This is a genomic window from Meiothermus rufus DSM 22234, from assembly GCF_000423425.1.
Taxonomy (GTDB): Bacteria; Deinococcota; Deinococci; order Deinococcales; family Thermaceae; genus Meiothermus; species Meiothermus rufus.
The window spans coordinates 37,409-56,593 of the sequence record NZ_AUHY01000007.1; the positions used below are offsets into that span (position 1 = coordinate 37,409).

The 19,185-nt window shown below is 59.7% G+C and carries 17 protein-coding genes and 1 pseudogene; 14 read left to right on the top strand and 4 right to left on the bottom strand.

The annotated features are described in order from the left end of the window. Positions 1-79: 79 nt before the first annotated feature. The 5 genes and pseudogenes from ppsR to G552_RS16680 all read left to right on the top strand — a co-directional run bounded on the left by ppsR (position 80) and on the right by G552_RS16680 (position 3,987). Positions 80-895, top strand: coding sequence for a posphoenolpyruvate synthetase regulatory kinase/phosphorylase PpsR (gene ppsR / locus G552_RS0101795; RefSeq protein WP_027881456.1), 816 nt, complete (start codon positions 80-82; stop codon positions 893-895). Between the two features lie 31 nt (positions 896-926). Next, positions 927-2,114: a serine-tRNA(Ala) deacylase AlaX gene (locus G552_RS0101800; protein ID WP_027881457.1), complete on the top strand. Its 1,188-nt coding sequence runs from the start codon at positions 927-929 to the stop codon at positions 2,112-2,114. A 45-nt stretch (positions 2,115-2,159) separates the two neighbouring features. Continuing rightward, on the top strand, positions 2,160-2,396 hold the full coding sequence (locus tag G552_RS0101805) for a hypothetical protein (RefSeq protein ID WP_027881458.1): 237 nt from the start codon (positions 2,160-2,162) through the stop codon (positions 2,394-2,396). 202 nt (positions 2,397-2,598) lie between these two features. Continuing rightward, positions 2,599-2,838 (top strand): annotated as a pseudogene (locus G552_RS17050) (hypothetical protein); the annotation flags it as partial. A gap of 852 nt (positions 2,839-3,690) precedes the next feature. Next, complete coding sequence (locus G552_RS16680) at positions 3,691-3,987, top strand: hypothetical protein (protein WP_245575080.1); 297 nt, start codon at positions 3,691-3,693, stop codon at positions 3,985-3,987. 43 nt (positions 3,988-4,030) lie between these two features. On the opposite strand, the gene G552_RS0101815 is transcribed toward G552_RS16680, so the two are convergent. Both G552_RS0101815 and G552_RS0101820 read right to left on the bottom strand, forming a co-directional pair. Continuing rightward, entirely contained in the window at positions 4,031-4,381 is a 351-nt protein-coding gene (locus G552_RS0101815; RefSeq protein ID WP_027881460.1) for a P-II family nitrogen regulator, read from the bottom strand. A 10-nt stretch (positions 4,382-4,391) separates the two neighbouring features. After that, on the bottom strand, positions 4,392-5,753 hold the full coding sequence (locus G552_RS0101820; protein WP_051195636.1) for an ammonium transporter: 1,362 nt from the start codon (positions 5,751-5,753) through the stop codon (positions 4,392-4,394). A gap of 230 nt (positions 5,754-5,983) precedes the next feature. Here G552_RS0101820 and G552_RS0101825 point away from each other — a divergent pair, with 230 nt between their 5' ends. The 7 genes from G552_RS0101825 (at position 5,984) to G552_RS0101855 (ending at position 13,168) form a co-directional block, all read left to right on the top strand. Next, positions 5,984-6,913: a DeoR family transcriptional regulator gene (locus G552_RS0101825; RefSeq protein WP_027881462.1), complete on the top strand. Its 930-nt coding sequence runs from the start codon at positions 5,984-5,986 to the stop codon at positions 6,911-6,913. Between the two features lie 33 nt (positions 6,914-6,946). Then, positions 6,947-7,630 carry a molybdenum cofactor biosynthesis protein gene (locus G552_RS0101830; RefSeq protein WP_027881463.1) on the top strand — a complete coding sequence of 228 codons (684 nt, stop codon included), beginning with the start codon at positions 6,947-6,949 and terminating at the stop codon, positions 7,628-7,630. Positions 7,631-7,850: 220 nt separating this feature from the next. Continuing rightward, positions 7,851-9,509 carry a 30S ribosomal protein S1 gene (locus G552_RS0101835; protein ID WP_027881464.1) on the top strand — a complete coding sequence of 553 codons (1,659 nt, stop codon included), beginning with the start codon at positions 7,851-7,853 and terminating at the stop codon, positions 9,507-9,509. Between the two features lie 135 nt (positions 9,510-9,644). Then, positions 9,645-10,895: an E3 binding domain-containing protein gene (locus tag G552_RS0101840; RefSeq protein WP_027881465.1), complete on the top strand. Its 1,251-nt coding sequence runs from the start codon at positions 9,645-9,647 to the stop codon at positions 10,893-10,895. Between the two features lie 92 nt (positions 10,896-10,987). After that, the gene (locus G552_RS0101845) at positions 10,988-11,503 is read left to right on the top strand and encodes a hypothetical protein (protein ID WP_027881466.1); all 516 of its coding nucleotides are present in this window, start codon (positions 10,988-10,990) and stop codon (positions 11,501-11,503) included. Positions 11,504-11,517: 14 nt separating this feature from the next. After that, positions 11,518-11,871, top strand: coding sequence for a hypothetical protein (locus G552_RS0101850; RefSeq protein WP_027881467.1), 354 nt, complete (start codon positions 11,518-11,520; stop codon positions 11,869-11,871). A gap of 10 nt (positions 11,872-11,881) precedes the next feature. Beyond that, positions 11,882-13,168 carry a PEGA domain-containing protein gene (locus G552_RS0101855; protein WP_027881468.1) on the top strand — a complete coding sequence of 429 codons (1,287 nt, stop codon included), beginning with the start codon at positions 11,882-11,884 and terminating at the stop codon, positions 13,166-13,168. A gap of 48 nt (positions 13,169-13,216) precedes the next feature. Here the strand turns inward: G552_RS0101855 and G552_RS0101860 are convergent, their stop codons facing one another. Beyond that, entirely contained in the window at positions 13,217-14,764 is a 1,548-nt protein-coding gene (locus G552_RS0101860) for a polysaccharide biosynthesis tyrosine autokinase (RefSeq protein WP_027881469.1), read from the bottom strand. 206 nt (positions 14,765-14,970) lie between these two features. Between G552_RS0101860 and G552_RS0101870 the strand changes: the two genes are divergently transcribed. Both G552_RS0101870 and G552_RS0101875 read left to right on the top strand, forming a co-directional pair. Further along, positions 14,971-16,257 (top strand): lipopolysaccharide biosynthesis protein, encoded by a 1,287-nt coding sequence (locus G552_RS0101870; RefSeq protein ID WP_027881470.1) that lies wholly within the window; start codon positions 14,971-14,973, stop codon positions 16,255-16,257. A gap of 204 nt (positions 16,258-16,461) precedes the next feature. Then, complete coding sequence (locus G552_RS0101875; RefSeq protein WP_027881471.1) at positions 16,462-18,039, top strand: right-handed parallel beta-helix repeat-containing protein; 1,578 nt, start codon at positions 16,462-16,464, stop codon at positions 18,037-18,039. Here the strand turns inward: G552_RS0101875 and opgC are convergent. Continuing rightward, positions 18,036-19,142: an OpgC domain-containing protein gene (opgC, locus tag G552_RS0101880; protein WP_027881472.1), complete on the bottom strand. Its 1,107-nt coding sequence runs from the start codon at positions 19,140-19,142 to the stop codon at positions 18,036-18,038. The two genes, G552_RS0101875 and opgC, sit on opposite strands and share 4 nt — an antisense overlap. Positions 19,143-19,185: the final 43 nt, after the last annotated feature.

Below are 19,185 nucleotides of genomic sequence, written 5' to 3' on the forward strand. Positions count from 1 at the left end.
ATTTTCGGTGTAGGTATGCCCCCTTTTCTGTGTAAATGGCGCTACACTCATAAACTACACTGTTACCCGGGAGCACACCATGGAGCGAACCGTATTTATCGTCTCCGACCATACCGGCCTCACCGCCGAGTCGGTAGCCCGCAGCCTGCTGGCCCAGTTCGAGGGGGTGCCGTTTCGCTATGTAACGCGCCCCTTCACCGACACCGAGGAGGAGGTTTATCAGGTCTTGTACGAAATCAACGCCATCTTCCAGCGCGACGGGGTGCGACCCATCGTCTTCTCCACCCTGGCCAACCCTGCGCTCAACGACCAACTAAAAAGGGCCCCGGCTTTGCACTTCGACCTGTTCCGCACCTATCTGGGGGAGCTCGAGCGCGAGCTGGGCCAGCCCCCCACGGGCCGGGTAGGGCGGCTGCACAGCATCACCGACAACAACTATTTCACCCGCATCGATGCGGTAGATTTTGCCCTCGCCACCGACGACGGCCTAGGCAACCGGCACTATCAGATGGCCGACGTAATCCTCATTGGGGTCAGCCGGGCCGGCAAGACGCCCACCTGTCTGTTCCTGGGATTGCAATACGGCCTGCGCGCAGCCAACTACCCCTTAGCCGAGGAGGATTTCGAGCGCGAAGCACTGCCCGAGCCGGTACGGCCCTACAAGGATAAAATCTTTGGCCTCACCATCCACCCCCAGCGGCTACACCAGATTCGTACCCAGCGCAAACCGGGTAGCCGCTACGCCTCCTTTGAACAGTGTGAGTACGAGGTGCGGCGGGCCGAGCTGCTCTTCCGCCGGGTGGGCATCCCCTACTTCGACACCACCAGCGCCTCCATCGAGGAGATTGCCACCAGCATCGTGCAAAGTGCCGGGTTGGAACGAAGGGTAAGATGAAGAGCCCGCCCCAGTCCGTTAAGCTAAGGCCATGCGGCTGTACTGGGAGCAACCCTACGCCAGTACCTTTGAAGCCCAGGTCATAGAGGCTTGGAGCGAGGGCGGCGCTCACTACGCGGTGCTGGATCAGACCCTCTTCTACCCCACCTCCGGTGGCCAGGCCTGCGACACCGGTACCCTGGGTGGCGTGGCGGTAGAGGAGGTGCTCGAGGAGAACAAAGCTACAGGCCGGATAATCCACCGACTGGCAGGCCCTCTTTCCCCAGGAGAGCGGGTGGTAGGCGAGGTGAACTGGCCCCGCCGCTACCGCCACATGCAGCGCCACACCGCCGAGCACATCCTGGGGCAGGCCTTTTTGCGGGCAGGGGGGTGGCAGGTGGTGGCGGTCAACATGGGTAGCGCGCTGTGCACCATGGACTTTGACCATCCCCCCCACGAGCCCACCTTGCGGCAGGCCGAAGCCTTGGCCAACTGGGCGGTCTACGCCAATACCCCAGTCCGCAGCTACTTCATCGCCGAGGAGGAGGTGCCAACCCATGGCCTGCGCCGCGCCCCTAAGGTAAGAGGCTCTATCCGGGTGGTGGCGATCGAAAATTGGGATAAGGTAGCCTGTGGCGGCCTACATGTATCCCGTAGCGCAGAGGCAGGCCCTATCAAGATCACCAAGTACGAGCGCTACAAGGGCGGAACCCGCATCTACTTCGTAGCGGGCTGGGAAGCCCTCGAGCTTTTCGACCAGGAGCACCAAGTACTGGCTCGGCTGGGCGAGAAGTTTAGCACCGGCCCCTTAGAACTGGAAAAGCCCATAGCCAACATGCGCGAGGCGTGGTACAAGGTGCGCGCTGAGAATGCAGCCCTCAAGGACGAGCTAGCCGAGCGCATCATGCGCGAGCTTCTGCTCGAGTTCCCGCAAAAAACCATCCAGGCCCAGGTACCCAACCTGGTGCTGGATAGTGTGGGCAAGCGCCTGGCTGAATGGCCCGGGGTGCTGGCTTTGCTGGTAGCCCAGGCCGAGGATAAGGCCCGCTACGTGCTGCTCAAGCACCCTAGCCGCCCCGAGGACCTGGAGGCCCTCTGGGCCCAGGTGCTGAAGCCCCTGGGGGCCAAGGGCGGGGGGAGTTTGGTCAAGCTGGGGGTGTTGCCCCTGGCCGCCCTGCACCAGGCCCTCGAGGGGTTCCAACGCCACCTTCAGCCCAAAGCACCGCCTTCCAAGGCCTAGCCCTACCTTGGTGAAACGGCAAGTAGCCGCGTATCCTAAGCCAAGATGGATTTCCTAGTCGCTGCTTTGCTCTTGGGTTTGGCGGTGTACTTCCTCTTCCGGGTAGTCCGGGGGCTGCTGCCTTCCCGCTGGCTGACCCGGTTCCAACCCACCCTGCGCCTGCGCTGTCCGGTCTGCCAGGAGCGGCTAAACCCTGCCGAGGTGGCCGCTTTGCGCCAGGCCCGAAGGCGGTGTCGGGAGATGACCCGCTGCCCTTATCAGCGCAGCCGCTGGCTGAATTAAGCACGGCTTTCACAACCCTCCAGTAAAGTTAGGGAACTGCTCGAGGTCGGCCTCTTGCAATCGGCTAGCCAGCCCGTTTCGATGGAGCGAAAAGAGTATGCTTGCTAGAGGTTTGCTGCAAAGGCTATTAGGTTTGCTCTTGCTGATCGGAATTGCACTTGGAGAAGGACGGTACGTGTTTCTGGTAGATACCTCTGCCTCGATGATCGGGGGAGAGGATGGATGGGCGGTGGTTTTTCCCAAAGTACAGCGTGAACTGATACGCTTCGCTGAACAGGTTGCCCAGGAAGCCGAGGTGCAGATCATCACCTTTGCACGAGAACCCCAGGAGGCTGCCCACTTTTTGCTGCCCCACCAGCGCGAAGCCATGCTGCGCTACATCCGCAACCTGTCTGCCGAGGGCAACGCTAGCCACCTCTACCACAGCCTGAACCAGGTCTACAATGCCCTGTGTGACCAGCCTCGAGCCTTCTTTTTCTTCACCGATGGTCTGGACAATTCCTCACAAGCCCCCCAGATGCCTCCCCTCCAGCCCCACTGCCCCCTCACCCTTATCGCCCTAGGCTCCCTGCCCCCAGATTTCCGTGCGGCCTGGAAGGGTCAGGTGCAAAACCACCTGGTCATCCCCACCGTCTTGTACAGTAACTTGGGCACCGAAGCGCTTACCGAAGGCTCAACAACCGCAGAGACGCTGGTCATCCAACCAACCCCCGAGGCTCCTACGCCCCCGCAAACCAGGCCAGACCCTCCTCAGCCCCGCCCTTCTGTAGGCCTACACCGCCCCACCCTCTCACCACCTACACAAGCCTCACTGCCTGAGCCTGCCAAACGCACCCCGCTTCAACCAGAAGCTTTGCTTCCCTCCCCTTCGTCGTTCCTAGCGCAGTCCCCTTCTCCCCCATCCCCCCTGAATAGCAGCAAACCTTCCGCAAATTCGCGGGATACTGTTTCGCTTTCGCCAGCTCCCCTTCTCTCCCTAAAGCCGACAAACCCAGCCGCAGCCCTGCCTTCTCCGGTACAAACCAATCCTTCCCCCGTCGAAGAACCTGCAAAGCCCCCAACTCCTGTGAACCCACTTCATACAGTGGGCCTCCAGGAAGACCCTGGCCCAAAGACCCCATTGGAGCTGCCTAGCATTTGGCAGCCAGAAACATCCCCCCTGGAGGTCTCCCCAAGCCAGCCCCGGATATGGTGGAGCCTCCCCGGGCTGTTGGGCCTGCTGCTGCTAGGGTTGGGCCTAGTCCGCAAGCGTCAGGCCTCCTCTACCCCAAGGGTTGCAAACCCGGCTTTGCCCATGCCCCTCAGTCTGGATTTTTTCGGCGCTGCTCCTGAGCGACGACGAAAATACCTACCTCTGCTGGTCAACGAATGCGACCTAGGCGAAGCCACCAAAGACGCCGCCCTCGAGCGTCTTTGGGTACGCCCCACCTCCAAAGGCCTCGAGGTGCTGCACATCCCTGGTCACCTCCGCCTCTGGCTCGGCGAAACTCCCTTTGCCCCCGGCCAGACTGTAGCCCCAGGTCAGAGCCTCCACCTTCGCGAGGTTGATACCGGGGCATTCCTCGGCCTGCTAAGCGTACAGAGAATGTAAAAAGCCAGGTACCGGGGCACCTGGCTTCCCGAGCCGTACAAATTTAGAAAACCGGGGTAACCGCAGCGGTATCCTCCTCGCCGGTGCGAATCCGGTAGACCTTTTCCACTGGCAGTACGAAAATCTTACCGTCGCCCACCTCGCCGGTGCGCGCCGAGGATAGAATGGCCTTCACTGTAGGCTCTACAAAATGATCCGAGACGCCAATTTCTAGGCGCACCTTCTCCGAGAGCTCCATCTTGACGGTGGTACCGCGGTAGGTCTCCACCCGCTCGGTCTCCCCTCCGTGACCCTGTACCCGGCTGATCGAAAGCCCCCGCACCTCGGCGCGAAAGAGAGCTTCCAACACATCGTTTAGCTTCTCGCCGCGAATAATGGCTACCACGAGCTTCATCCGGCTCCTCCTAATCGGTGCCCCCCACCGGCTTGGGTTTGGCCGCAGGCATGGCCGCTTCCGTGTTGACCAGGATAGCCCCCTCACCGCTGGTGTAGGCCTCCTCGCCGTGCTGGGTCACGTCCATGCCCAGGCCCTCTTCCTTAGCGCTGGCCTTAAGCGGGGTGATGGCCCCCACCAGCTTAAGCAGCACAAAGGTCATCAGGGCACTGTAAACTACGGCAATCAGCACCGCGAAGGCCTGGATCAAAACCTGGGCCGGGTTACCGGCGATGAGCCCGTTGAAAAGGCCGTTAACCGATTCCTGGGCAAACACCCCGGTCAGGATGGCCCCGGTCATCCCTCCCACCCCGTGGGCGGCGAAAACATCCAACGAGTCATCCAGACCGCTCTTAGCCCGCCACAAAAGCACGTAGTAGCTAGGGAAAGCCCCAATAGCCCCCATCGCCAAGGCAAACAGGGGGGATACAAAGGCCGCGGCTGGGGTAATCACCACTAGGCCTACCACAATCGCAGTGGCCATACCTACCGCTGTCACCTTGCCGGTGCGGAACAGATCGATCAGCGACCAGGTCACGATGGTGGCCGCAGGGGCCAGAATGGTGTTGACCAGCGCCAGACCAGCCGTCTGGCTGGCGGCCCAGGCGCTACCCGCGTTGAAACCGAACCAGCCAAACCACAAGAAGGCCGCTCCCAAAAGCACAAACGGCACATTGTGGGGCAGGATAGCCTGACGGCCAAAGTCCTTGCGCGCGCCCAGCACCAGCGCAGCGACCAAAGCCGCGATGCCGGAGTTGATGTGTACCACAGTTCCTCCGGCGAAGTCCCAGGCCCCCAGCTCGGCCAGGAAGCCCCCCCCCCAGACCCACTTAGCGATGGGAGCGTACACCGCCAGGCTCCACAGGGTGATAAAGAGCAGGAACGCAGGGAAACGTATCCGTTCTACCACTGCACCAGAGACCAAAGCCGCAGTAATGATGGCAAAGGTTCCCTGGAAGATCATCCACAGCAGGTGGGGGATGGTGATATCAGCAATGGCTCCCTTGTTCTCTAGGCCCACGTTGTTAAGAAAGAGATAGCGCAGGTCTCCGATGAACTTCCCTTCCCCCGAAAGGGCCAGGGTATAGCCCAAAAGGGCCCAGGCCACCGCCACAAAGCCCAGGGCAGAGAAGCTCATCATCATGGTGTTGAGGGCATTTTTCGAGCGCACCAGCCCCCCGTAGAAGAAGGCCAAGGCCGGGGTCATCAGGAGAACCAGGCCGGTGGCTACCAGCATCCAGGCGGTGTCGGCAGCACTGAACTCGAGCTCCTCGGCAAAGGCCAGCCCCGCCAATAGCGCCCCTAGAAACGCTGGCATTCGAAGGTTTTTCATCATTCCTCCACCTCCTGGCCTCGAGGTTAATGTACCCACTGGCATATTGTCAACATTATTCTTAACACTTATCCTTTTTTTTGATTACATTTTGCAATATCCATCCATATAACGGTGTTTTGTTTTGGCTATTTTTGCTTTTTGTCTTCTTATACTCGACTATCTTTTTCTCTCACAATGCGATTTGCCATACCACTGGCTGCGCGTTTGGTTCTAAACTGAAATTGGCCATGACCGAACGCCGACGGCGCATCCTGCATCTGCTGGTGGACAGCTACATCCAGACCCGCACCCCGGTACCCTCGGGGGCACTGGCAGAGCGGTTGTCGTTGTCGCCGGCCACCGTGCGCTACGAGCTGATTGAGCTCGAGCAACAGGGGATGCTGAGCAAGCCCCACGCCTCGGCAGGACGCATCCCCACCCGCGCCGGTTTTCGCCACTACGCCCTGTCCAAAATCCCCCCTAGCCCGCTGCCGCAGGCCACCCTGGAAAAGCTGGCCCAGGTGCTGGAAGGGGCCGGTACCCGGCGGGAAATCCTCTTGGTACAGGTGGCCTCCCGGCTCTCGGGTTACCCAGCCTTACTGCGGCTCAAAGCCCAGCAGGCCCCCAAACTGCTGCAGGTTCACCTCTCCTGCCTGGCCCCGGGCAAGCTGCTGGCCGTGGCCGTACTGGAAGGGGGGCGGGTACGCGAGGCCCGGATCGACCTGTCCTTCACCCCCACCGAGGCCCAGCTGACTGAGGCCGAACAGCGCCTCTACCGGGCTAGCCAGCCCATCAAGGCCAGCACCCCGGCCATGATGGAGCTTTACGAGGCCATTGGCCGGGCTTTTGCCCAGGGTGGGCTAGAGGAGTACCGCGAGGGGGTCAGCCTGCTTTTGAGCGAGCCTGAGGCACAAAACCCCAAGTTTCTCCGCCAGGCCATCGCCCTGTTTGAATCCCCCAGCGATCTCACTCTCACCCCTCCTGGTGGCGTAAACGTCCGGGTCGGCGAGGAGGAAGGGCTCTCCTTAGTCCAGGCTGGCATTGGGGTAAGCGACCGGGTAGGCGAGCTTTCCCTGTTGGGGCCGGTACGCATGCGCTATGAAAAGGCCCTGTCGGTGGTTTTTGCCATGAGCCAGGTCTATATGGGGAAAATTTCACCCTCCTCGAGCCCACTCTAGACACCCACTCCCCGAAGCCTGAAAATCTTTTCTATGCGCGTGCAGGTATTGCTTTTTGCCCTTTTCCGTGAGCAGGCTGGGCAAGCCCGGATTGTTTTGGAGCTTCCCGAAGGCGCCACCGTGGCCGAGGCCAAGGCTCTGCTCGAGCAGCAGTACCCCTTGAAGCTTTCCGGAGGGGTGGCAGCCATCAACGAGCGGCTAGCCCAGGCTGGCGATAGACTAGAGGACGGCGATGAACTGGCCTTCCTGCCTCCGGTTTCAGGTGGGGGTAAGAGCGAACCGCTGGATAGCTTTGGCCTCACCTATGAGGCCCTGGAAGTAGCGCCTTGGGTAGACTGGGCAGCCAAGGGCCCCTACGGCGCAGTGGTCAGCTTTCTGGGCACCACCCGCAGCCCCAACAAGGGGCAGGCCATAACCCACCTGGAATACGAGGCCTATCCCTCTATGGCCGAGAAGGTCATGCAACAGATCATCGAGGAGATGCGGGCTCGTTGGTCGCTGGGTCGGGTCGCCCTGTGGCACCGGCTGGGCCAGGTCAAACCCACAGAGGGCTCCATTTTGATTGTGGTCTCCTCGGCGCACCGCCCCGAGGCCTTCGAGGCCTGCCGCTACTGTATCGAGCGGGTCAAACAAATCCTGCCGGTGTGGAAAAAGGAGTTCTTGCCCGATGGCTCCTACTGGGTAGAGGGATATGCCCCTGAGGAGCATAAGCTTTAGGGGTGTGCTGCTTTTAAGCTAGAGCAGCACAGGCACACCGTCAGCCTTCTTCCGTTGGACAAACGAGAAAAGCTGTGCTATAACTAGCAAGTATGTCTCAGCTTGGGGTCTAGTATCCTGGTGAGACAACCCGTCGCGCAGAACATCCCGCCGCAAACCCAGAGCGATCTGGGCGGGTTTTTGGCGCGACCGAAGGTAACGGCAGAGAGGAAACAGGCGAATGGAAGACCAAGCGACCCAGACTCCAGTGGAAACTGGAAAAGAACCCCAGGTTTTTAGCATGGAGCAGGCTCTGCAGGATGCAGAGGCCCGGCTCGAGAAGACCGTCCAGCGCGGCCAGATTATAAGCGGCACCGTGGTTTTCGTCACCAACGACGGTGTGATGGTAGACATCGGCGCGCGCACCGAAGCCATCATCCCCTTCAACCAGCTCACCGACGAACCGCTTTCCGAAGAGGAGTTGCGAAACCTGCTTAAGCCGGGGGACAGCGTCACGGCCTATGTGGTGCGGGCTGACCTCGAGAACGGCCAGGTGGTGCTCTCCAAAAAGCGGGCCGAGGCCGACCAGAGCTGGACCAAGGTACAGGCTCTCTTTGAGCAGGGGGAACCGGTTATGGTGCAGGTGAAGGAGAAGGTCAAAGGGGGCCTGGTCGCCACCATCGAGGGTATCCGCGCCTTCCTACCGGCCAGCCAGGTAGACCTCAAGCGCACCCCTGAGCTCGACGAATACGTAGGGCAGACCTTTCCGGTCAAGATCATCGAGCTAAACCGCAAAAAAGGCCGGGTTATTCTGTCCCGCCGCACCGTGCTCGAGGCCGAGCAGAAAGCGGCCCGCGAGCGAGTGCTCTCCTCCCTCAAAGAAGGGGATATCGTTGAGGGCCAGGTGGTTGAGATCACCGAGTTTGGCGTATTCGTCTCCCTAGGTGGGGTGGACGGTCTGGTGCACCGCAGCGAGATTACCTGGGGCCGTTTCAACCATCCCAAGGATGTGGTGCAAAAGGGCCAAGCTGTAAAGGCCAAGGTGCTCTCGGTGGACACCGAGCGCGAGCGGGTCAACCTCTCCATGAAGGCCCTACGCGAGGACCCCTGGCTTACCGTTTCAGAGCGCTACCCCATCGGCTCGAGGGTCAACGGCAAGGTGGTGGGCCTGACCCAGTTTGGTGCCTTTATCGAGGTTGAGCCGGGGCTCGAGGGCCTTATCCACATCTCCGAACTCTCCTGGACCAAGCGCCCCAAACACCCCAGCGAGGTCCTCAAGGAGGGGCAGGAGGTCGAGGCCCAGGTTCTGCGCATCGACCCGGTGGAGCGCCGCCTTTCCCTGGGGCTCAAGCAAACCCAACCCGACCCCTGGAAGAGCCTGCCTGACCGCTATCCCCCGGGCACCCCAGTCAAAGGCAGGGTGACTGGCCTCACCGACTTCGGGGTCTTCGTGGAAATCGAGCCGGGCATCGAAGGGCTAATCCACGTTTCCGAGCTCGCCTATGAGCGCGTGGAAAAGCCTTCGGAAATGTTCAAGAAAGGCGACGAGGTCGAGGCTGTTATCCTTCAAATTGACCCGGTGGAGCAGCGCATCAGCCTCTCGCGCAAGCGCCTTTTGCCCCCACCCCAGCCCAGCTTTGCTGAGGAGGAAGGCGAAGGTCGCAAGGGCCGCCGTGAAGCCAAAGGGGCTGAGCGTCCCAAGCGCCCCAAGAGCAAAGGGGGTGCTCGCGAAGGGCGTGGGCAAGAGCGCGACTTCGACTACACCAGCACCGCGGCCTACAACAACTACGACCCCAACGTGGCCACCGCCTCCACCACCAACGTTAAGCTGGGCGATGTGTTCGGCGACCTCCTAAGCCAGCTCAAGCTGGAAGAAGACCAGGACAAAGAAAAAGCCTGAACCCAAAACATGGCGACGGGGAAACAGAATCTCCCCGTCACTTTTTTGGACCCAGCAGTGCCCATGGCAAGCCCACACCTTCTGCGCCAGTTATGCACGCGAGATGAACGTCTTCTGCGCTATGATGTAGAAAGCATGAGCGAAACCAAAATCACCCCGTTGGCCCGTCGTCTGGCGGAAGAGAACGGCATCAACTGGCGTCAGATTCAGGGCACTGGCCCGGACGGAACGGTGGTCGAACGGGACATCCTGGCTTTCCTGGCTAAGGTCATGGCTGGTGAGGTTAACCTGCCCCCAGCCCCAGAGGAAGTCCCCCCCGCCTCGAACACCATACTCGACATGACCCAGGCCCAGGCAGTCCTCCAAAAAGAGGGCATTCAGCTAGGGGAGCTTCTGCCCTCCGCCCCCCCTGAACCGCCCTCCACCCCGGGGCTGCCCACTCTGGAGGACATCGAGTTTGACTTCGAGAAACTGGAGGCTTCTCCCGCAGAAGTAGAGGGCTCCCCTCCCGTTCCCCCAGTGGATGAAGCCTTCGAGGAGGCTCCCTCGCTGGCCCCTGAGCCATCCGTTGTACCCAACTTCGATGAACCTGAGCCCCTGGTGGCCCCTGAACCCCTGCCCCCTCTCCAGTGGGAAGAACCTAGGGCAAACCCCGAGCTAGCTGGGCTGCCCCCCTTACCACCCGAGAGCGACCTCGAGGCCCCCAGCAGCCCCAAGCTGGTCTGGGAAACCCAGGAGGTCGTGCCTCCTTCCGAGGAGGCCCCACCCCCCAGCCCCCTAGAGGCGGGGATGACCTTTAGCAACACCGAAACCGTACGGGCCGAAACCCCACCCGCACCCAAACCCGAGGAGGCCGTACTGCCAGCGGCGACCCCTGCGCCCTCCGCAGGTCTGGCCGAGACAGCCCCAGCGCAGGCCCAAGTGCTGCGGGTTCCGGTCTGGCAAAGGCTGGTGAGCATTGGCCCAGCCCAGGAGGCAGCCCAGACCCTAAGCGAGGGTTGGCGGGTGGAGGTGGGCGTGTATCCCCTGCTTTACCGTGCGGTGGACAAAGCCCTTGCCGACACCCAGACCCCCCTGCGCCCCACCAAGGCCAGCCTCGAGGGCGATCAGCTCAAAAGCCTGCGGGTGGCCCCGGCCCTTTCCCTGCGGGGCACCCTCGACTCGCTTAACCTGGCCTCTGAGCCAGGCGAGGGCCTGGCGGTGCTCTCGCTCCTGGATAGCCCCTTCGACCAAGTCATTTTCCCCGGGGTGCCCACCCTTACCCTGGGCCGGGCCAATGGCGGGCAGGCCTTGCTCTCGCTTTCTGGCCCAATGGAAGCCCATCTGGCCGGTAAACTCCTGGAGCGCATCGCCTACTACCTCGAGCGCCCCATTCTGCTGGCCTAGCCGGGCTTTACCCTTCCTGGCGTGCTTAACTTCCCCTTAAGACACGCCAGGTCGGCCTGTATTCTCCCGCCATCCTGGGGTATGCTCGAGGTATGAAAAAACTCACCCTTCCCCTCCTATTCGCAACCCTCGCCTTGCTGCTTTCCAGTTGTATTGTCGCGGTCTCGCTACCTGTGTCCAACTTCAGCTTCGACAGCAACTGGCAGCGTACCCCAGACGGCGCGTATGTTTTTTGTACCAATCAGGATACCTACATACGCTATAGCTTTAGAGCTCCCGACCCGGATCGCATCCAAAGCATCACCGAAATTTACAAGGGCAACATCTCCGGCATAACCCTTCTTGTGCCTCGTCCCAAAGCTGACCTTTCCTATTCAAATGGAACGTACACCTTTGTTGGCAAGCTGACCTTTGGCCAACCCAGAATTCCCCAGAGCTTGCAGCCGTTTTCCATCACCGTTGTGCCGGTTCTACCACCCCCCGTAACTACCAACCCACCACCTGCTTCCAAAAATGGCGAGACCGAGGTCACCGTCGAGGTAGTTAGTACGGCTGGGGTGACCTATCGCGGCACTTACACCTACGACACCTACGCCAACTGCCCCTAGAAAGGACTAGCCCCATGTTGCGCCCGCTTCTGCTTCTTTTGCTGGCCTTCGGCCTTTCTTCGTGCATCCTCCTTATCGAGGAAGAACCCTCGCAGCCAGTGCGGCCTGTAACCCCTGCCCAGCCCAGCATCGCCACCCCGGGGCCGGGAACCTTCACCTACCGTTGCAGCGGGGGCACGCTGGTGGTGAACTACCTGGACAGCAACAACCTGCGGCTGTTCTACGATGCGGCCTTCCAGAACCTGAGCGTGGTGCGCCGCAGCCCTACGCTGCTCTTTAGCGGCGGGGCTTACACCTGGGAGTGGACCGGCAGCCGGGGCACCCTCTCGGTGGGGGGCCGGGTGGTGCTAAGCAATTGTGCTTTGTAGCGGAGGAAGTATGAAAAAAGCCCTGGGCATTTTGGGCCTGGCACTGCTCTCTTCGACCCTGGCGCAGCCCTTGCGCCCGCAGAGCATCATCGTGAACCCGGTGCCCCCGCCCGACCTTCAGGTGCGGGTCTGGGTAGACAAAGACCCGAGCAAAACCGGGAACCCGGTCTACCAGTTTGGCGAGCCCATCCAGATTTCGGTGCAGGTCACACAGCCAGCCTATGTGTACCTCTTCAGCGTGCGGGCTACCGGGGAGATTAGCGGGATTCTGCCCAACGCCTTCGAGCAGCAAAACCTTTTGCAAGCCGGCGAGGTGCGCACCTTCCCCGGCCCCGGAGCCCGCTATACCTTTACCGTGGAGGGCCCGGCGGGCCAGGATCGGGTACTGGCTGTGGCCAGCCGCCGCCCGCTGGACGTTTCCGAAATTATCGACATCCAGACTGGAAGGGCCCGCATCCAGGGCGAGCGCAACCTGGCCCAGGCTCTCTCCATTGTGGTCACACCCCTTCCCAGCCAGGACTGGGTCACCGACGAGGCCTACTTCATCGCCGGGCAGCTTGTACCGCCACCCCCTAGCACCGGCACCCTCTCGGTGAGCAGCACCCCCAGCGGGGCCCAGGTGCTCCTTAATGGCCGGGTGGTAGGCACGACTCCCCTTTCCCTCGAGCTGCTGCCGGGTACCTACACCCTCGAGCTGCGCCGCAGTGGCTACGAGCCTTTGCGCACCACCATCACCATCCAGGCTGGCCAGGTCACCCGGCTCAACCTAGCGCTGGTGGCTACCCCACCCCCCACCGGAGTGTTGTCGGTAGACAGCACCCCCCGCGGGGCCCAGGTGCTGGTCAATGGCCGACAGGTGGGCAGCACTCCCCTCAACCTTACCCTCAACCCCGGCAGCTACACGCTAGAGCTGCGGCGGAGCGGCTACAGCCCCTTCCGCACCACTGTGGTCATTCAGCCTGGGCGCACCACCCGGCTAAACATTGCGCTGGTTAGCCTTGCGCCGCCACCTCCACCTGTGCAGCCTGTTCAACCGGTACAGCCGGTGCAGCCTGTGGTGCCGGTGCGCCCTCCCTCGGGCTCCTTTACCTACACCTGCCAGGGGGGCACCCTGGTCGTGAACTACATCAGCAGCAACCAGGTGCGTATTTTCTACGATGGGGCCTTCCACACCTTGCCATTGGTACAGGCTGGCCCCCCCTTGGTCTACAGCAACAACACCTACACCTGGGAGCTAGGGCAGCTTGGCCGCCTTCTGGTGCGCGGCCAGGTGGTGCTGTCTGGATGTAGAATCTAGCTCTACTAATGTTGGGTTAGGCTGGCCTTAGGCGGAGCGAACTCGATATTATTGCTTTTCCTCTGTAGCCGCTCTGAGTAGACCTGTTGTCTTGCTGCTCTCGTATGCTCTATCTGATTTGGGTAGGGTTTGACTGTCACGTACCTGGTTCATCACCAGGCCCAGGGTCTGGGCGCCTACCCGCTTGAGCACCTCGAGGGCCAAGCGCAATTGGCGCCGATCGGTCTGCCCCTCCCGCACCACCACCAACACCCCAGAGGCATAGGGAGCAACAATTAAGGCATCGGTAACTGCCAAAACCGGAGGAGTATCCAAAATGATGACCTTGTATAAGCGGGCATCCTTTGAAAAATCTACAAAATGGCGGAATTGCTCAGATAACAGCCGGGGTGGGTTCTCCAGCGGGCGCAGGCAGGAAATCAGATAGAGGTTATTTTCCACCAAAACAGGCTGGGGCTGAACGTGTGGCAGGCTAGACAGAGCATGGACAATATCCTGTCCTTGGGTGATACCAAACTCTTGGTGTAAAACCGGCCTACGAGTGTTGAGGTCGACCAATAGCGTGCGCTTTCCCGCCATGGCACAAGCACGAGCCAGGCTCAAAGCCACACTGCTCTTGCCCTCGAGGGCTGCGGGACTAGTGACCACCAGAATGCACGGGGCGTCTGCAGACATACTGTGAGCAATGTTGATATACAGGTAACTGGCCACCTCAGGGGAAAGACTGCGGCCTGCAGCGGGTTTATTGGGAAACTCACCCAAAATGGGCAGTGCCGTCAGTTGAAAGGCTTCCTCGGCATTGCGGATGGAGCGCGCGCTGGCCTCGCGTAGCAGCAGCAGGCCCAATCCCAACACCAAACCAACAGCGAAGGCCACCGCCCCATACAGCGCAGGACGGGGACTAGCAGGCCGAACTGGTGGGATAGCTTGGTCAATAAGCGAGAGCTGGCCACTGGCGCTACGCTCCAATGCCCGAACCAGATCGATATCCCGCTGCAAGGAGGCCAGCAAGCCCGAAAAGTCCTCGTTGGTGCGGTTGCCCTCGCGAGCAATTTGGTTCCGCACCACTGCCAGTTGAGCCTCCAAAGACTCCCGATAGTTACCAAAGCTGCCCCGCACACGTTCATCGTCCCAGCGCATCAAGCTGCTGGCCCAGGCGTTGGCAAGCTCAGCGGCTTTTTGTGCATTTGTATCTCGCACACTGAGGATGATGACATTGGCGTTTTGCCCCTCGATAGTGCGTACCCGGGCCTTGCGAGTAAAGCGCTCGAGGTCAGCAGGTTCGCTGCTCAATCCTACAGTCTGGAGGGTGCGGGCTAGAACCAGACTGCTCAGAGCAGCTTCCCGATAGGCAGCAGCATCAATCAGGCTTTGCGAGGGTATGGTGCCCAGCAAACCGCTTCCTGTGAAGGCACTACTTTGCGCGGCCAGTAGACGAGCGCTGGCCTGGTAAGTCGGCACCTGCCACCAGGAGATCGCGAAGGTGAGCAAAGCCAACGCGGCAGAAAATAGCAACAGCCTCCAAAAGTTGCGCCGTAGAATCTGTCCTAAACGCACCAGATCTATTTCGGGCTCCTGGGGAATCTGGAAAATCATAACTTCACCTGATTATAGACACGGCGCCGAAGAAAAGCGGGTTATATCCTGCAAGCCAGCATAACCAGGGTTGGATACTTCTGGTAAGGTGGGAAGGTGGGCAAGCAAAAGGCGCCGTTAAGAAGCAAGGGCCTGGGTTCGCAAGCTTTGGTGGTGCGAAAAGGGTTTTTAACCTCCTACCTATAGCATGCAGAAGTAGGCTGTTCGTGCTAGATAAGCTTCCCAAACCAGGTCGTCGCTTTACCCAGCAAGCAGGTTGGGCACTGATTGACCAGGCTTTGTATGGCGTTTCCAACTTCCTGGCCAACACCCTCATGGCTCGCTGGCTCGAGCCCGCTGAGTACGGGGCTTTCGCTGTAGGCTGGTTGGTGCTGCTGATCGGCTTTCAAGTACAAAACCCACTCATCACTGAGCCGCTGGCCGTCTACACACCTAGCCGCTTCCGCCTTGCGCCTCACATATACCAGCAGCAGGTTGTACAGCTGCATTGGTTGCTAACCGGATTAGCGTCGCTGGTTTTTCTTGTGCTGGCCTGGCTTCAAACCGATACGGCTTTTAGAGGCGTTTACCTAGGGCTGGCGGTAGCGCTGCCCTTTGTACAGTACGGGATGCTAGCCCGGCGGATCTGCTACGCCAATCTGGTCCCTAAGCTCTCGGCACTGGGAGGGTTGATTTACCTACCCCTCTTCGTGTTGTCGACCCTGGCTTTGCAGCAGGTCTCCTGGCTCAATGCTCTAACCGCCATGACCCTAATGGGCCTGGCTTCGCTGGTTTCGGGACACTGGGTCATTTTTCTGTGGAAACGAGGCTCGAGTCCAGAACTCACACCCAGCCCCTTGCGGCAGTTTACCGCTTGGTTTTCCCTGTTTCGCATGGTACTGCGTTACCATTGGCGCTATGGGCGTTGGGGACTACCCGCCAGTCTTCTTTGGGTAGTGGTATCCAGCCTACCCTACCTTCTGCTGCTGCGCACACACAGCTTAGAAGCGGTGGCAGAGCTGCGTGTACTGGAAAACACTATCGCTCCCGTCAATAGCTTCTTATCTGCTTTCAACTCGCTTATGCTACCGGCTTTTGCCCGGGCTAGCTCCCTAGCTGCACTGGACAGAATGGTGTGGCGCTATGCGCTTTTCTTCTGTGGCATTAGCACAATAGTCTGGATAGGCATGACTTGGTTGCACGACCCTATCTTCGTACTGCTATACGGAACAAACTATCGCAATATAAGCCACTATCTCCCTTGGTTCGCCCTAGTTCCCTTGTTCACCTGGCTTGGCGAAGTGTTTTTTAGTGCCTTCCGGGCCCTGGAACAGCCGCGCTGGATTGCCTGGCTGTACGCCATTGCATCCATTTCTATGGCTGTCCTTGGGGGATTTCTCATAAAACGCTTTGAATTGCACGGAGCTGTGCTATCCATTCTTTTTATCCAGATTTTGCTAGCTGCTATGGCCCTGGCCCTCTGGCTAAGCTTTGGTCGGCACGCCAGGCGTTGAAATCAACGTATGGGACATAAGTTGGGCTAAAATGTAGGCTGATTCTAGTCCACAAAAACCGGTGTAACCTAACATCTCTTTATCTTCCGCTTAACTTTTCTTGCAACTAGCCGTGCCATCCTGGCAAAAGTGAGACCGCGCCCACGTCAAACAGACAGCAAAATAATCTGGTTTCCATCAACCCGCTCCTTTCTAAAGGCAATCATGCAGACCGGTACCCCCCTTCTGGCCCTTTTACTACTAGGTTCTTGTGGCCAAACCTCACTGGTCTTTAGCCCACCAGGACAGAGCCCGCCTTCCACTCCCCTAACCCCTACCCTCTATGTTCAGGCCGGGGCCAGTGGGGGGGATGGCAGCCAGGAAAGGCCCTTTGGCTCCATTGCCCAAGCCGTTCGCAATGCCCGCCCTGGCGACGTCATCTGGGTAGCCGCTGGAACCTATCGAGAAAGCATACGAATCGATAAACCACTTGCCCTACTAGGCGAGCCAGGAGCGACCATCAAAGGCTCTGATATCTGGACGGGCTGGGTTCGGGAGGGCAATTACTGGACCAGAGCCTACAACCCTGGCTTTAATCGCATCATCCGCGGGGTTTGCCGTCCTGGAAGCAATGGGCGCTGTCAGTACCCCGACCAGGTCTTCATCGATGGCGAACCCCTATTTCAGCAAACCAGCCTAAGTGCGGTGGGTCCAGGGGATTTTTATGTGGGAAACGGGAAAATCTATCTGGGCAGCGATCCCACCAACCGTACGGTGGAGGTCACCACCCGCTACCGCTGGATTGAGGGCATCAACAAGGTAGGCGATGTCAGGATTCGGGGCTTCATTTTTCGCCACGCTGGGGTCGACGCACAGCACGGGGGCATTTTTGACGGGGGAGGGCCCCGCTGGATTATTGAGGACAACGACGTGGCCTATGCTCATGGGGCTGGTATCGAAACCAACGGAGACGGGGCTCAGGTTTTGCGCAACCGGATTCACCACAACGGTCAGCTGGGCCTTGCAGGGGATGTGGGAAGGGGAATGGTGATTCGCGGCAATAAAATTTACCGCAACAATACGGAAGATTTTGACACCGACTGGGAAGCTGGGGGCAGCAAGTGGACTTTGGTGAAAGATTTTTTGGTAGAGGACAACGAGTCGTACGAGAATAGAGGTTCGGGCTTCTGGTGTGACATTCACTGCGATGGTGTGGTTTTTCGTAACAACCGTGTGTACAACAATTGGAAGGCTGGTATACAGTACGAGGTAAGTCGAAATTGCACTATTGAAAACAACAAAGCTTGGGGGAATGGCTTTGGTTTCCCGCTGTGGGGCTGGGGAGCAGGAATCCTGGTGCAAAACTCTTCTCACTGCCTGGTACGCAACAACGTGGTGGCCTGGAACGCTGACGGCATCTCGGTAATCCAGCAGGATCGCCCAGACCACGATGCTACCGAGGTCAACGGCGTACGGGTGGAAGGCAACACCGTTGCGGTCAAGGCTATTGGGGTGCTTGACTACGCGCTGGGGTGGCTCACCGATACAGCCAGCCGCTCACTATACACCAATGGCACTAACTCTGGCGATAATAATCGCTTTTATCGTGAGTCCACCCTATCGGCGCAAAACATCACCTACCGGGTCAACTTTGCCTGGGAGGGAGAAATATCCGATATTACACGCTTCAGGGCAACCCCTGGCGGGGGCAGTGGCAGCCAGGAAATCAACCGCACAGATTTAGAAGCAATACTCCGGAATGCAGGAATGCCCCTACGGCCAGAGCGCGAAAACCCGCTTTAGCCGGAAGCCCCTCCCAAACCCGCCTTACGCCAGCGGCGGTAGAGCAGGATGGAAGCCCAGATGACCAGCAAGCTCAGGGCGTGGAAAACGGTACCTACCCAGATATTGGAGGTCAGGGCGGCGTAGTCGAAGAGGTTGTAAAGCGGCAGCATGATGAGCAGGTGCCAGGTAAAGGTCCACAGCGAGGCCGACCCCAGGGGAAGCAAAAGCCAACCAGCAAGCCAATTAAGCGGTCTCCAGAACCAGGTAACCAGCAGGTAAAAAGCTTGAAGATACAGAAGCACCAGCAGCAGCCGAGGCCAGACCAGGTGCTGCTGGGCCTCGTTTCCTACTGCCAACCGGTCTAGCTCAGGCCACCAGCCTCTGACCTTCACCACCATCAAAAAAGTGGCAGTCAAAAGTACTAGCCCGCCCAGGCCGTCGCGCCAGTAAGGGTGTTTGGCCCAGAAGCGGCTCAGGCCCTCGCGGTGAAAGCCGATCACCAGGCCGCCGAAAAACAACAGTTGCCAGGCCCCTTCAAAAAACAGCGTGCTGATGGGGGTGCTTACCAGATCGGGGTACGTCTGGCTGAGCAGGTAGGTCACCAGGCTGGCCAGCACGACGACCCAGGTGAATCCACGAAACATGAACAGTAGGGCCAGGGGGGTCAGCAGCATGAACAACACGTAGAGCGCTAGGATGCCTGAGCCGTTGTAGTCGTTGTAGAGGGTCAGGGCTCCGGCGGCGAACTCGAGCAGGTTCTGCGATTTGTCCCAGTCGTCGTACCACACCTCGAGACCCAGGTCGTTGGCCAGAACAAAGCCCAAGCAGATCAGCACCGTGGTTCGGTACAGCACCCAGGTACGCCACAGGGTGTGCTCGAGGGATTTGTACAGACCCTGCCGGGTGGCCAGGATGCCCAGGGTCAGGCCCGAGATAAAGTAGAACCCCTCGGCGGCGCTGATGTAGAAGTTGGCCCGCCCAGTGAGCGAGTAAAACAGGGAGCTATCGTTTACGATGTGGTCGATTGCCATAACGAATAGGGCATAGCCGCGTAGCCAGTCGATGCGCAGGTCCCGTTTGGTGGTATCGGGATAATACAGGCTCCTTAGCCAAGGAAGCATACCGTCTATTGTAGAGCGGCTCGAGGTCGTGGCCTTACGGATT